The 13,207-nt window shown below is 64.9% G+C and carries 13 protein-coding genes; 11 read left to right on the top strand and 2 right to left on the bottom strand.

All coding sequences use genetic code 11. The annotated features are described in order from the left end of the window. The first annotated feature begins 308 nt into the window (after positions 1 to 308). From FIU91_RS01490 to FIU91_RS01460, 7 genes are all read left to right on the top strand, one after another. On the top strand, positions 309 to 512 hold the full coding sequence (locus tag FIU91_RS01490) for a Flp family type IVb pilin (RefSeq protein WP_152461148.1): 204 nt from the start codon (positions 309 to 311) through the stop codon (positions 510 to 512). Positions 513 to 588: 76 nt separating this feature from the next. Then, positions 589 to 1,803 (top strand): hypothetical protein, encoded by a 1,215-nt coding sequence (locus FIU91_RS01485; protein ID WP_152461147.1) that lies wholly within the window; start codon positions 589 to 591, stop codon positions 1,801 to 1,803. Between the two features lie 8 nt (positions 1,804 to 1,811). Next, on the top strand, positions 1,812 to 3,449 hold the full coding sequence (locus tag FIU91_RS01480; protein ID WP_152461146.1) for a CpaF family protein: 1,638 nt from the start codon (positions 1,812 to 1,814) through the stop codon (positions 3,447 to 3,449). A gap of 9 nt (positions 3,450 to 3,458) precedes the next feature. Beyond that, on the top strand, positions 3,459 to 4,403 hold the full coding sequence (locus FIU91_RS01475) for a type II secretion system F family protein (protein WP_172974893.1): 945 nt from the start codon (positions 3,459 to 3,461) through the stop codon (positions 4,401 to 4,403). After that, a complete protein-coding gene (locus FIU91_RS01470) occupies positions 4,396 to 5,367 on the top strand; it encodes a type II secretion system F family protein (RefSeq protein WP_152461144.1) in 972 nt (323 codons plus the stop codon). Before FIU91_RS01475 ends, FIU91_RS01470 begins: the two co-directional genes overlap by 8 nt. A 5-nt stretch (positions 5,368 to 5,372) precedes the next feature. Continuing rightward, positions 5,373 to 5,792: a TadE/TadG family type IV pilus assembly protein gene (locus FIU91_RS01465; RefSeq protein ID WP_172974892.1), complete on the top strand. Its 420-nt coding sequence runs from the start codon at positions 5,373 to 5,375 to the stop codon at positions 5,790 to 5,792. After that, positions 5,779 to 7,566, top strand: a complete 1,788-nt coding sequence (locus FIU91_RS01460; RefSeq protein ID WP_172974891.1) for a pilus assembly protein TadG-related protein — start codon at positions 5,779 to 5,781, stop codon at positions 7,564 to 7,566. Before FIU91_RS01465 ends, FIU91_RS01460 begins: the two co-directional genes overlap by 14 nt. A 33-nt stretch (positions 7,567 to 7,599) precedes the next feature. Here the strand turns inward: FIU91_RS01460 and FIU91_RS01455 are convergent, their stop codons facing one another. Further along, a complete protein-coding gene (locus FIU91_RS01455) occupies positions 7,600 to 8,151 on the bottom strand; it encodes a helix-turn-helix transcriptional regulator (protein WP_093011169.1) in 552 nt (183 codons plus the stop codon). Positions 8,152 to 8,306: 155 nt separating this feature from the next. Further along, complete coding sequence (locus FIU91_RS01450) at positions 8,307 to 8,924, bottom strand: HAD family hydrolase (RefSeq protein ID WP_172974890.1); 618 nt, start codon at positions 8,922 to 8,924, stop codon at positions 8,307 to 8,309. A 103-nt stretch (positions 8,925 to 9,027) separates the two neighbouring features. Between FIU91_RS01450 and FIU91_RS01445 the strand changes: the two genes are divergently transcribed. The 4 genes from FIU91_RS01445 to FIU91_RS01430 all read left to right on the top strand — a co-directional run bounded on the left by FIU91_RS01445 (position 9,028) and on the right by FIU91_RS01430 (position 13,144). After that, a complete protein-coding gene (locus tag FIU91_RS01445; protein ID WP_152461140.1) occupies positions 9,028 to 9,972 on the top strand; it encodes a fatty acid desaturase family protein in 945 nt (314 codons plus the stop codon). Further along, a complete protein-coding gene (locus tag FIU91_RS01440) occupies positions 9,969 to 10,847 on the top strand; it encodes a CPBP family intramembrane glutamic endopeptidase (protein ID WP_093011158.1) in 879 nt (292 codons plus the stop codon). Before FIU91_RS01445 ends, FIU91_RS01440 begins: the two co-directional genes overlap by 4 nt. Before the next feature lie 72 nt (positions 10,848 to 10,919). Beyond that, positions 10,920 to 11,873, top strand: coding sequence for an acetyl-CoA carboxylase, carboxyltransferase subunit beta (accD, locus tag FIU91_RS01435; protein ID WP_152461139.1), 954 nt, complete (start codon positions 10,920 to 10,922; stop codon positions 11,871 to 11,873). Then, complete coding sequence (locus tag FIU91_RS01430; RefSeq protein WP_152461138.1) at positions 11,870 to 13,144, top strand: folylpolyglutamate synthase/dihydrofolate synthase family protein; 1,275 nt, start codon at positions 11,870 to 11,872, stop codon at positions 13,142 to 13,144. Before accD ends, FIU91_RS01430 begins: the two co-directional genes overlap by 4 nt. Positions 13,145 to 13,207: the final 63 nt, after the last annotated feature.

The following is a 13,207-nucleotide window of genomic DNA, read 5'->3' as shown; positions in this document are numbered from 1 at the left end:
TTTCCGAATCTGTGTCATCCTGACGGCCGTTAAACCCCGCATATTCCCCAAGGCGCCCGGCCCGGTCTCGCCGCGACCGGAAAGCGGGGACACGTCGCATCGCGCCTTGCCGCAATGTCGCCTCAAACCCACCGCGGTCCGCCGGATTCCCGCCGGAAAGGCATCCGACCTTGGTACGACAGACGTCCGACAAGGGGTCGAGAGGCCAGGTTCGAGACCATCGGTGGATATCGTGGGATCACGTTTAGGATCAGGAATGCGGCATTCCCGGATCATTCGGGTCCATCACACAAACAGCGAGACGAACCATGACCTTCACACGCAAAACCATCGCCACCATCGCCCGCACCTTTGCTCGGGACGAAGACGGAGCCACCGCCATCGAATACGGCCTGTTCGCCGCTCTGATCGGTGCGGTGATCGTTGGTGCAGTGGCAACGCTCGGCACAGATACGCGAACCGGTTTCGAATCCGTCAGCACCGCGATGCAGGCCGCAGCTGACGAACAGTGATGCCGTTCGGACCGTCGCGCGTCTGTTCCGCGCGTGCGGCGGCCCGCCTTTTCTGTCGCTGAACGGGTGAATCGTGATGCCTATCAACATTCAAAATTCAGAACAGACGGCCCGTCTTGCCACCTTCGTTTGCACGGATGCAGGTGCGCGATCCGTTCGGGCCGCCATCGAACGCGCCGGCCTTGGCGATGCGGTCATACATGGCGGCGGCCTGGGCGGTGCGGCGCGGGTCAGCGCCGAGCGCCCGGTTGCAAGCAAGATCATCGCCGAAATGGGCCAGATCTCTCTCTCGATGGCCTGCGAATACGTGACGGCCCTTTGTGACAACGGCGCCGACGTCATCGTTCTGGGAGAGCACGACGATATCGAGACCTATCGGGCGCTCCGCCGGGCGGGCGCGTCGGAATACTTCGCCATGCCGGTCGAAGCCGAGGACATCCTGAACGTCGAGCCGGCGCCCCGCCCTTCCGCGCAGGTGCTGCAGATGCCGCAGCCTCGGGCGACTGCCCCCTCCATCGCCGTTGTCGGAAGCTGCGGCGGCGTCGGCGCGAGCCTGCTCTCCCAAAGCCTCGCAGTCGATTTCGCGGGCACCAAAAGCAAGAGCCTTCGCACGGCGCTGATCGATGCGGATCTCGAGTTCGGCTCGCAGGCCGTGACCCTCGATCGTGACGGCACAGCAGGACTTTTCGAAGCGCTGAGTGCGCCCGAGCGGGTGGACGGCACTTTCCTTGCCGCCACGATGGAGGAGATCGGCGATCAGCTCTTCCTTTATTCCGGGCAATCGCGCGCAGGCCAGAACACCCTCGCGCTGGAAGCGGGATTGCCACCTCTCTACACGCGGCTGCGCCGCGAATTCGACGCGGTCGTCACCGACCTGCCCCGCAGCGTGCTCATGCGCGATCCGCAGATCGCCGAGTTGTTCGATGCCCTGCTCCTGGTGGTCCCCGCCGGATTTGCGGGCGTGAATGCCGCAAGCCGCTTGATGTCACGGATCGGGGCGGAGGCACCGGATGTCCGGGTGCATGTCGTTCTCTCCGAAGTACGCAGCGATGCGAAGCTGTCATCCAAGGCGGTTCAAAAGGCACTGGGTGTCGATGCGGTCGCGGTCTTGCCGCGCGCGGACCGCCAGATCGTCCGGGCGCAGCGCGCGGGCCGCCCGCTTCTCGAATGCGTGCCGCGAAGCGCCTATGCCAAGGCCGTTCGCAAGATTTCGTCCGCCGCGACCACCCCGCCATCACCGGCCGGCAAGACATCCGGCCGTCCATCCTTGCTACGCAGGTTCGGCAAATGAGCGTGCACATGTTCCAGCCGTCCCACCGCGAGGCTCTAGAGAAGATCAATGCCATCGCGGCACGGATAGATATTCCCGGCCTTTCGGCACAGGAGCGGGCCAACAACGCGGTCAGCTTCTTCGTGGAAAGCTCGAACGAGCATTGGCCCCTCGCCAGCCAGATCGATCTGCTGCACGCGGCGACAGCGGCACTTGAGGCGCAAGCCGAGCGGGACAACAAAGCGTCGGCAAAACCTGAAGGACGGCCCACGACAGCCACACCCGGGCCGGAGACGCGCCCGCAGCTTCAGCCGGTTGCCGAGATGCCGCGACCCGCTCGGACGCCGGCGCCCATGCCGGTCCCTGTTCCTGCGTCCCCATCCGCGCCATCCGCATCGATGGACTCTTCCGACGTCACGGCTCTTTCGGGCGATGTCATCCGCAGCCTGTCGCGGACGCTCGACTTCTCCGATCTTGCCGCCCAATCCCGCGAAGAGCAGGAATCCGCGATCCATCAGGCGATCCGGGCGCTGTCCGACGAGCGCAAACTGCACCTGAACGGACGCGAGATCGCCGATCTCGTCCGCGCGGTTCTGGCCGACATGCTGGGCCTTGGCCCTTTGGAGGCGCTGCTCAGCAATGACGAGATCACCGATATCATGGTGAACGGCCCCCGCCGCGTCTTCATCGAGCGGAACGGCAAGCTGGAGCTGACCGATGTGCGGTTTCGCGACGACACCCATGTGCGCGCCGTCGCCAGCCGCATCGTTTCCGAAGTGGGCCGCCGGATCGACGAGAGCCAGCCCATGGTCGATGCGCGCCTTGCCGATGGCAGCCGCGTGAACGTCGCGATCCCGCCCTTGGCGATTGACGGACCGACGATCACCATCCGCAAGTTCCCGGCCCATCCCATCGGCCTCGACACGTTGGTGCAAGGTGGCAGCCTCACCTCGCAGATGGCGGGCTTTCTCAGCCTCGCGGCGCATCTGCGGCTCAACATCCTGATCTCGGGCGGCACCGGGTCGGGCAAGACGACCCTGATGAACGCGCTGTCGCAATACATCCCCGAGGACGAGCGTCTGGTCACCATCGAGGACGCGGCCGAGCTGCGCCTGCAGCAGCCGCATGTCGTGCGCTTCGAGACGCGCCCGCCCAATGTCGAGGGCACCGGCGAGGTGACGATGCGGACGCTGGTTCGCAACGCGCTCAGGATGCGGCCTGACCGCATCATCATCGGCGAGATCCGCGGCGACGAGGTGCTGGACCTCCTGCAGGCGATGAATACCGGGCACGATGGCTCCATGAGCACGCTCCATGCCAACTCCCCGCGCGAGGCCCTGACCCGCGTCGAGAGCATGGCGTCGCTTGCCGGGTTCAACCCCGGAACCGGCGTGGTCCGCCGCCAACTCGCCGAGGCGGTCAATCTGGTGGTCCAGGTGTCGCGGATGCGGGACGGCAAGCGCCGCATCACGTCGATCTCGGAGATCGCCGGGATGGCCGAGGACGTCATCACGCTACAGGATATCTTCACCTTCGAGACAGATCCGCGCAGCACCCGCAACCGCGTCATCGGAGACTTTCGATACACGGGGTTCCGCCCAAAATGCGCCGCGCGAGCCGCCGATTACGGCGTAATTGACGACCTGAACGCGGTCTTGGGGCACTAGGCGATGAATATGCCCACCCTCCTCGCAGGCGCGGCGGCGCTCATGTTCGTCGCCAGCGCCTTGTGCCTGATCGTGATGGCCGATCGCCGTCGCCGCCGGCATGACGGACGACTTGCCCGGATCTGTACCGATGACCGCACGCCCCGTAGCGCTGCACCCATCGCACCGCGCGCCAGGAAGAGCGCCACGCGCGAGGCGTCACCGTTGCTCACGCGGATCGAGCAACAGCTCGCACAGACGAACTTGCGAACGAGCGTGTCGGAACTTCTTCTGCAGGTATCGCTGGGCACGCTCTCGCTCTACGCGCTTGCCGTCCTGGTCGGACATTTCCATCCGGTTATCGCCCTGCCCATTGCGATCGTGATCCCGCCCGCCGTGGCCGTGCTTGTCCTTCGCATGGCGAAAGCGCGGTATCGGGCTGCCTTTACCGCCGATCTGCCTGAAGCCCTCGACGTCTTCGCGCGCGGTCTCAGAGCGGGCCGTCCGGTCTCGGCGTCGCTCGATATCGTCGTGAAGAACGCCAAGGGCCCGATCCAGCGCGAGTTCACGATCTGCCACGACGAGATTTCGATGGGCACCAGCCTCGCAGAAAGCCTCTCGCGGCTGGAAGAGCGGATGCCCACCGCGGAAGTCAGTTTCTTTTCTGTCGCAACGAGCCTTCAGGCCGAGACCGGCGGCAACCTCATCGAAACGATGGAGAGCCTCGCCTCGCAGCTTCGCGAACGCCGCAAGCTGCGCAAGAAGGCGCGGGCCTTGTCCTCGGAGGCGCGGGCGAGCGCAGTGATCCTTGCGTCCCTGCCCTTCGCCATCACGCTTGTCCTGTTTCTTATGAACGCCGACTACTTGGCGCCGCTCTGGACCGACGGACGCGGCCGGGTCATGGCGGCTGTCGCTCTGATCAGTATCGGTCTGGGCATATTCTCGATGACGCGGATGGGGCGGCTCGATGTCTGATCCTCTGACGCATCTCGTCTTCCTGATCGCGCTTGGTGGTCTGTGCCTGATGCTCGGCGGCTTCGGCGCCCTCTTGCAGGCAGGACGCGTCCAACGCCGCCTGGCGCTCAGGTTGATGCGCGCGACGGGGACCGCGCCCGCAACGCGCGCGCCTGCACGGCAGACTGGTGGCGGCAGCGTTGCCCATGCGTTGCGGCAATTGCGCCGGATCGTCGCCCGGATCGGAGAGCGGTTCTCGGCAGTCCTTGGCGGCGAAGCGATCGAGACCACGGCAGAGCTTGCCTCCGCAGGCTATCGCAGCCGGGATGCGCTTCTGATCTACGCCTTCCTCAAGACCGTTCTGCCGCTTCTCGCCGTCGTCGCGGGGCTTGCCTGGCTTCTGGCGACGCGCACGCCCGGCCTTGAGATGATGATGCCCGCCGCCGCCGTCATCGCCATTGCGCTCGGGCTGTCGAAAGGGGTCGATGCGGTTGTCGGCAGACAACGCCAGCTCCGCCTGACGCGCATCCGCAAGGGGTTTCCGGATATGCTCGAATTGCTGGTGATCTCGTCCGAGGCGGGGCTTGGCCCGCAACCGGCGCTGCATCGCGTCGCGCGGGAGATGGCATCCATCTGCCCTGAATTGTCCCAGGACATCCACGAAATGGTCTCCGAGATGGCGATGACGAATGACCGCCGCGCGGCCTATGAGCGACTGACAGCGCGCGTCCCGCTGCCTGAAATCGGCGTCTTTACCCAGACTCTCGACCAGTCAGACACCTACGGCACGCCGTTCTCGCGCGCCATGCGGACGCTCATCAACGAACAGCGCGCCAACCGGCTGATGGCGATCGAAGAGAAGGCCGCGCGCCTGCCCGTCCTGATGACGATCCCGCTGATCTTCTGCATCATGCCCTCTGTTTTCGTGGTCCTCGTCGGTCCTGCCGCGCTGAGCGTCTTCGACAATATTCTGTCGGGAGGATGAGTGTGATGAGCCGCCTCCGAGCCTTTTGCCGTGATACATCGGGCGCCGTTGCGGTCGAGTTCGTGCTGATCGCGCCGTTCCTTCTGGCGCTCCTCTTCGGGACCGTCGTGCTGGGCTATTTCATGGGCGTCAGCCACTCGGTCGATCAGCTCGCCGCCGGCGCGGCCCGGACTTCGGTGGCCGGGCTCGATCAGGACGAACGCGAGGCCCTCGCGACCACCTATCTCGAGGAGGCGGGAGAGCGCTATCCGCTTCTGATCCAGGAGGCGGTCGTCGCCAAGGTCGCTTTCGACGAGGACAGCACAGCCGGCGGTATCACCGTCAATATCGACTACGACATCGACGGCTCGCTTCTCGATATCGCCAATGGGTTCCTGGGGCTGGACCTCTCGACCATCAAGGGACAGGCCTATGTCGCGTATTGATCTCGTTCGCCGGATGGTTTCGGACGAGGATGGCAGCGTGGCCGTCATCGTCTCGCTGGTCCTGACGGTCCTCCTCGGTTTCGTCGCCTTCGGGGTCGATGTCGCCTCGCTCTACCGCGACCGGGCACGGCTTCAAGCGACGAGCGACCTCACCGCGATGAGCGCCATATCGGATCAAGGCAACGCCGAAAGCCGCGCTTTGGCCGCGATCGCACGCAACGGGGCACCGGATGCTACGCTGGCACGGCTCGAACACGGGCGTTTCCTGCGAAACCCCGCGATCCCGGCGGAAAGCCGGTTCTCGGTGCAGCCCGCGGGCAATCCAGGCAACAATGCCGTGCGCGTCGTACTGGAAGACGAAAGCCCCCTGCATTTCGCGCGTGTCTTCAGCGAAGCAAGCCATGTCACCCTCGACCGCACGGCGATGGCCTCACGGACCGCACTTGCCAGCTTCACGCTCGACAGTCACGTCGCGCATCTCGACGGCGAGGCGCTGAACGATCTTCTCGCGCAGAGTTTCGGCGTGAACGCTCGGATCACGGCTGGCGATATGGACCTTCTCGCAGAGCGCAGACTGGATTCCGGCGCCCTAATCGCAGCGCTGTCAGGCCTGATGGAAAACCCGCCCCGCAATCCCGCCGCGATCTTCGATGAAGCCGTGCCGACCGAAACAATGGTCGCGGCACTGCAATCCCTTCTGCCCGGCACCCTCGCTTCAGCGCTCGATGGCATGGCGGACGGGGCCGGCGGACAAAGCTTCGCCGTTTCGGATCTCGTCGGCGGCATCGATAGCGCCCTGGGAATGACCGCCACCGAGACGCTTGCGGAGATCGATATCTCCGCGCTGGACGTGGTGCGCGCCACGGTCGCTGCAAGAAGCGGCGGCAGAGACCTCGACGTGCCAGTCAATCTCGCCGTGCCGGGCCTTCTTTCCGCGGATGTGCAGGTCACAGCGAACGAGCCGCCCGCCCGGTCGGGTTGGATCGCGCTTGGCGAGGATGGTGTTCAGCTCAGCCGGGCCGCGGTCCGCCTCTCCACCGATATCGAGCTTTCGACCGCGATCCTGGGCAATCTCGGTCTCGGCGTGGATGTCGCGCGGATCAATCTGCCCATCGCGGCAGAGATTGCCGGCGCGACGGCACAGTTGGACGAGATCGCCTGCGCGCCCACCGAAAGCACGGATCTCGCCGCGAGGTTCATCACCGCGCCGACACCGCTCCACCCCGGCAACGGCACTTCGGTCGCGGCGCTTTATCTTGGATCGCACGGCGCCGGCGCGGGACTCATCGATCCCGCCAATCTGGAATTTGCCGATATCGTCGAGGTCAACGTGACGATCGCCGTGCCGCTTCTTCCCGACATCGTCATCCCCGGCATCACGATCCAGGCGCGCTCGCATGTCGAGGTCGGCACCTCGCGCGCCGAGACGCTTACCTTCTCGCATGGCGAGATCACGCATAGCGACCTCGAGGACGAAAAGATTTCCAAGAGCTTCGGATCAGCGGACCTCTTGAGCAGCGCTGTCGGCGACCTTTTCGCGCCGGAGCATCTGGAACTGCGGGTGGATCCCGAGCAAACGGGTCTCGTGAGCGGCGTGGCAGGCCCCATCGTCTCGGGCCTGCTGCCGGTTCTGCGCACGCAGCTTCTGGGACAGGTGACAGCACCGGTCGACAGTGTTCTGGATGCAGCGCTTGCCGAGATTGGCATCGAGCTCGGCGCGGGTGAGCTGACGCTGACGGGGCTTCATTGCGAAACCGTCAGGCTGGTGCGCTGAGATATGTCGCGAGCCGAGGCTTCGGACGTGGGATCAGGCCGCCTCGGTCACCCGCCCTGTCAGCGGCAAGACCTTCCGCGTCTCGATCTGCGCAGTGTCATCGGCGGATTCGCTGGCCATTGCACAGACCTCGTCGGTGACGAAGGAGATCAACTGATAGCGCGATTCGAGACCCGACTTCTGATAGATCTTGCCAAGCTGGGATTTGACGGTGGAGACGGCGCAGCCACGCATCTCGGCGATCTCGTTGTTGGAGAAACCTTTCGCGACGAAGATCGCGATATCGGCCTCGGCTTGCGAGAGCCGCCAATCGGTCGCGTAGCGCAGAACGACGGTTTCTTTCGCAATCGGCTCACCGGCGCCGGGCACCAGCTTCTCCTTGCGCTGCCGCTCAAGGAACGCGCGGAGCTGAATGAAGCTCACGTAGGCGACCGCAGCCGTCAGCGCGAAGAACAGAACGTATAGTCCGGTGATCGTCACGACGCCGACAGAGGCCTTCGGAAAGACGAATGTCAGCAAGATAAGTGTCTTAATCGCGGCAATCGTTGCGACGACCGCTGTGCCTGTAATCAAGATGCGGGACATGACGAGATTCTCCTTCTGTGCCGCGAAGGTGTCTGCCGAACATGTCTAAAATTTGTCCCGGTCTTGTTCTGGGGGAGGTCCGCGCTGCTGAACGGGCCGCGCAAGAAGCACGGCAGATGCCTCAACCCGCACATGCATAGCCGCGAAGCCGCGCGTCAGTCGAGATCGAGCCATTTGTCGAGGTCGGGGCCGGCATTTTCGGTATAGTGGAAAGTGGTCCAGCCCCGCGCGCGAGCGGCGGCGATGTTCTCCCCGGTGTCATCCACGAGAAGGATCGCGGACGGAGGCACGCCGGTCTCGCGCTCGATGATCTCGAAAAACCCGGCATCAGGCTTGCGAACGCCCATCCGGCCCGAAGAGAACATGCCGTCGATGCGCGGGCCAAAGCCCATCTCTTGCTCGATATAGGTGCAGCGGCGGTCCTCGTTGTTGGTGGCGATGACTTGCCGCAGACCGCGTGCGCGCATGGCATCGAGGCGAGCCCACATGTCGGGGTCCGCCAGGCTGTCTTGGGCGAACCAGTAGTCGAGAACGACATCGGGTCCGGGCGCAAAGCCGACGTCGCGGGTCCATGCCCCGACAGCGTCGCGCAGATCGCGGCGGCCGGTCACGATGGCTTCAAAGGTGTCACCGGACAGATATGCCTGCAGCGAGGAGAAGGGGTGGCCGAAATCGGCCTCGAAGCCGTCCGCCCAGACGAAGCGCCCGTTCACGATGTTGCGGTTGAGAACGCCGTCGAAGTCCCACGCGATGAGTTGCAGATCCTGTGTCATCGGCGGCGAGATATCGTGCGCGGCGCCCCCGGCAAGGGACGCCGCGTCCGGCTTGACCGGGCACAATATGGGCCGCAGGCTCGTATGGGGAGGACATTCGAACATGACACCCGGCAAAGCCTACCTGACATCCGAAGAAATCCGCAGCCTCTCGGCCCGGTCCGATCTCTGGGGCGCGTGGCTCGTGACCCATGCCTGGGGCGTGATTCTCGGCGCGCTTGCCCTCTTCGCTGTCTGGCCGAATGCGCTGACCTTCCTTCTCGCCGTGATCCTGATCGGCTCGCGCCAGCTCGGTCTTGCGATCCTGATGCACGAGGCGGCGCATAACGCGCTTTTCAAGACGAAGTCCGTGAACGAATGGGCGGGTGAGTGGCTTTGCGGGCGGCCCATCGTGGCAGACCTGCCGGAATACCGGCACTACCACCTCACACATCACCGGCACACGCAGACCGAGAAAGATCCCGACCTGCGCCTGTCGAAGCCGTTCCCGACGACGCGCGCCTCGCTGATGCGGAAATTTCTGCGGGACATCACCGGGCAGACGGGTCTCAAGCAGCGGGCGCAGCAGATCATGTTTGCCTTCAAGATGGCCGGCGAGGTCGAGGGCAGTCCGTCGAGCCAGGATCTCGCGCAGGCGTTCTCGGGGCCGGTGATCGGACGAGCGATCATCGCGAATGTCTTGATCTTCGCGCTCTTCTGGGCGGTTTCTGGCCTTTGGTGGGCGTGGCTCGCCTTCTGGCTGCTGCCGCTCCTGACCTGGTTCCAGCTCGTCCTGCGGATCCGCAACATCGCCGAGCACGGCGCTGTGGAGTTCTCGAACGATCCGTTTCGGAACACCCGAACGACATTGGCGAACCCGATCGAGCGCGCCCTGGTTGCGCCCTACTGGGTGAACTACCATCTCGAACATCACCTGGTGATGCATATCCCGGCGCATAACCTGCCGAAGTTGCACAGATTGATGATCGAGAAAGGCCACGGCGAGAAGATGACCACCGCTCCGAACTATCTCTCTGTCCTGGCGCGTGCGTCGTCGAAACCCGCATGAGCTATGCCGCCTATGGCCCCGTGATCGAGGAGGCCCGCGCCAAGCCGCAGATCTGGCGGCTTCTGGCCGGGCTCGCGCTTGCGGGCCTCACCGCCCTCGCCATAAGCCAGGCGGCGCTTTTCGGCGCGCTGGCCCTTGGCGGCAGCGAGCTGATCCAGGGCGCGCTCAGCGGAACGACACCGGGCGGGCTCTTGGTGATCCTCTACGCGATGGGAGCGCTGGCCATCGGAGCCTTCCTCGCGGCCCGGCTGTTGCATGGGCGCGGCATCGCCAGCGTGATGGGTCCGTTGCCTTTGGCACTGCACCAAGGGCTGCGGGTGCTCGTTGCCATCGCGATCCTGCAAGCGGTGCTTCTGGCGCTGCTGACGCTGGGCTCGGGGCAGGAGCTGTCGCGCAACGTGCCCATGTCGCGCTGGCTGATCTTCCTGCCCTTCGCGCTTCTTGGCCTCCTGATCCAGACCGGCGCGGAGGAGGTCTTCTTTCGCGGCTACCTGCAAAGCCAGCTCGCCGGGCGGTTCCGGCATCCCGCGCTTTGGCTGATCCCGCAAGCGGCGCTTTTCGCGGCGGGCCATTACGCGGCGGGCACGTTCGGGTCGAATGCGCTTGGCATCGCGCTCTGGGCAGGGGCGTTCGGGCTTCTCGCTGGCGATCTGACGGCACGGTCGGGCACGCTCGGTCCGGCCATCGCGCTCCATTTCGCCAACAATGCGGTGGTGATTCTGCTGATCTCCATGAACGGCGTGCTGTCTGGGCTGTCGCTCTATACGTTCCCGTTCTCGCCCTCCGACGAGGCAGCGGTGGCGGCGGCGCTGCCGCTTGAATTCGCCTCGCTGATCGTGAGCTGGCTTGCCGCGCGCCTCGCCCTTCGGGTCTGAGCCGCACTCGATTGCATTTCACGGTTTCGCGTCATAAGTCGGGCGCACGTGTCGCAGCCCCGGAAGAGCCGCATGAACTGGATCACGAACTACGTCCGCCCGCGCATCAACTCCATCTTCTCGCGGCGCGAAGTGCCCGAGAACCTGTGGACCAAGTGCGATAGCTGCGGAACGATGCTGTTCCATCGCGAACTGACCGACAATCTCCATGTTTGCTCCAATTGCGGGCACCATATGCAGATCACGCCGCGTGCGCGGTTCCGGGCATTGTTCGACAGCGGCATCTTCACGGAAGTATCCGTGCCGGAGCCGGTGGCCGATCCTCTGCAATTCCGAGATCAGAAGAAATATCCCGACCGCATGCGCGCGGCGCAAAAATCCACCGGCGAGAAGGAAGCGATGCTTGTTGCCTCCGGTGAGATCGGACGAACGCCCGTCGTGGCCGCGGCGCAGGATTTCTCGTTCATGGGCGGCTCGATGGGCATGTATGTCGGCAACGCGATCATCGCTGCGGCCGAAGAGGCGCTGAAGCTCAAACGTCCGCTCGTCCTGTTTTCGGCCGCGGGCGGTGCACGGATGCAGGAAGGTATCCTCTCGCTGATGCAGATGCCGCGCACCACGGTGGCGATCCAGATGCTGCGCGAGGCGGGTCTGCCCTATATCGTCGTCCTGACCCATCCGACGACCGGCGGCGTGACGGCCTCCTACGCGATGCTGGGCGATATTCAAATCGCGGAGCCGAACGCGCTCATCTGTTTCGCAGGCCCCCGCGTGATCGAACAGACGATCCGCGAGAAGCTTCCCGAAGGCTTCCAGCGCGCAGAATACCTACTCGAGCACGGCATGCTCGACCGGGTCACTGACCGGCGCGAGCTTCGCGACGAGCTCGTAGGAATACTGCGAATGCTGATGCAGCAGCCGCCGCCGGTTTGGGGCGACCTACCGCCGCCCGCAGATCCCGTTCTCGAAGACCACGCGGATGACAGCGACGACGGCGCAGAGACGGCCGCGAAGTCCGGGGAATGAACGGGAACACGTCGGATCACATCCTCATGCGGATGATGGCCCTGCACCCCAAATACATCGACCTTACGCTGGATCGGGTCTGGCAGCTTCTTGAAAAGCTCGGCCATCCCGAGCGGTCGTTGCCCAAGGTCATCCACCTGGCGGGCACGAACGGAAAAGGCTCCACCCAGGCGATGATCCGCGCGGGGCTCGAGGCGCAGGGCAACCGCGTCCACGCCTATACCTCGCCGCATCTTGCCCGGTTCCACGAGCGGATCCGGCTCGCCGGAGACCTGATCTCGGAAGCCGATCTCGCGGTGCTGCTCGACGAGGTCTATGCGATCAACGGCTCTGACCCGATCACCTATTTCGAGATCACGACCTGCGCGGCGCTGTTGGCGTTCAGCCGTATTCCGGCGGACTACCTCCTTCTAGAGACAGGGCTCGGCGGACGGCTCGATGCGACCAACGTGGTCGAGCACCCAGCCCTGACGATCATCACGCCGGTGGCGATGGACCACGAAAGCTATCTCGGCGACACGCTCGCCAAGATCGCTGGCGAGAAGGCGGGCATCCTGAAGCGCGGCACGCCATGCGTCGTGGGCCCGCAGGAGGAGGCAGCGCTCGAAGTGATCGAAGCGCGCGCGGCGGCGCTCGGTGCACCGCTTATCGCCCAAGGCCAGCATTGGCATGTGAACGAAGAGCATGGCCGCCTCGTTTTCCAGGACGAGCAAGGTCTCCTGGATCTGCCGAAACCCAACCTGCCGGGGCGGCACCAGTTCGACAACGCGGGCGCAGCGCTGGCGGCGCTCCGGCACCTCGGCGCGGAGGAGGCGGGCTGCGAGGCGGCGGTCACGCGCGCCGAATGGCCTGCCCGAATGCAACGCCTACGGTATGGGCCGCTTGTCGAGGCCGCGGGCGCGGCCGAGCTTTGGCTCGATGGCGGTCACAACCCAGCGGCGGGCGTCGCGCTTGCGGCGCATCTCGGCGATCTGCCGGAGAGGCCCACCTACATGGTCTGCGGAATGCTGAACACGAAGGACGTGCGCGGCTATCTGCGTGCATTCGAGGGCCAGGTGCGCGGCCTCAGCGCCGTATCGATCCCCGGCGAAGCGAACACGCTCTCGGCGGAAGAGACGGCGGAGTGCGCCCGCGATGCCGGCCTTGCCGCGCGGACGGCTGCTTCGCCGCTTTCAGCCGTCGAGGGGATCGTCGCCGACGCCCCGCATGCTCGCATCCTGATCTGCGGCTCTCTCTACCTGGCTGGATGGGTGCTGCGCGAGAACGGCTGACACGCCACCTGTTGCGGCACAGAAAAAGTCCACCGCGAGCGCTTGATGGCCATACTATATGTT

The sequence above is a fragment of the Roseivivax sp. THAF30 genome (genome assembly GCF_009363575.1).
GTDB lineage: Bacteria > Pseudomonadota > Alphaproteobacteria > Rhodobacterales > Rhodobacteraceae > Roseivivax > Roseivivax halotolerans.
This window is presented reverse-complemented; position numbering and strand designations above follow the sequence as displayed.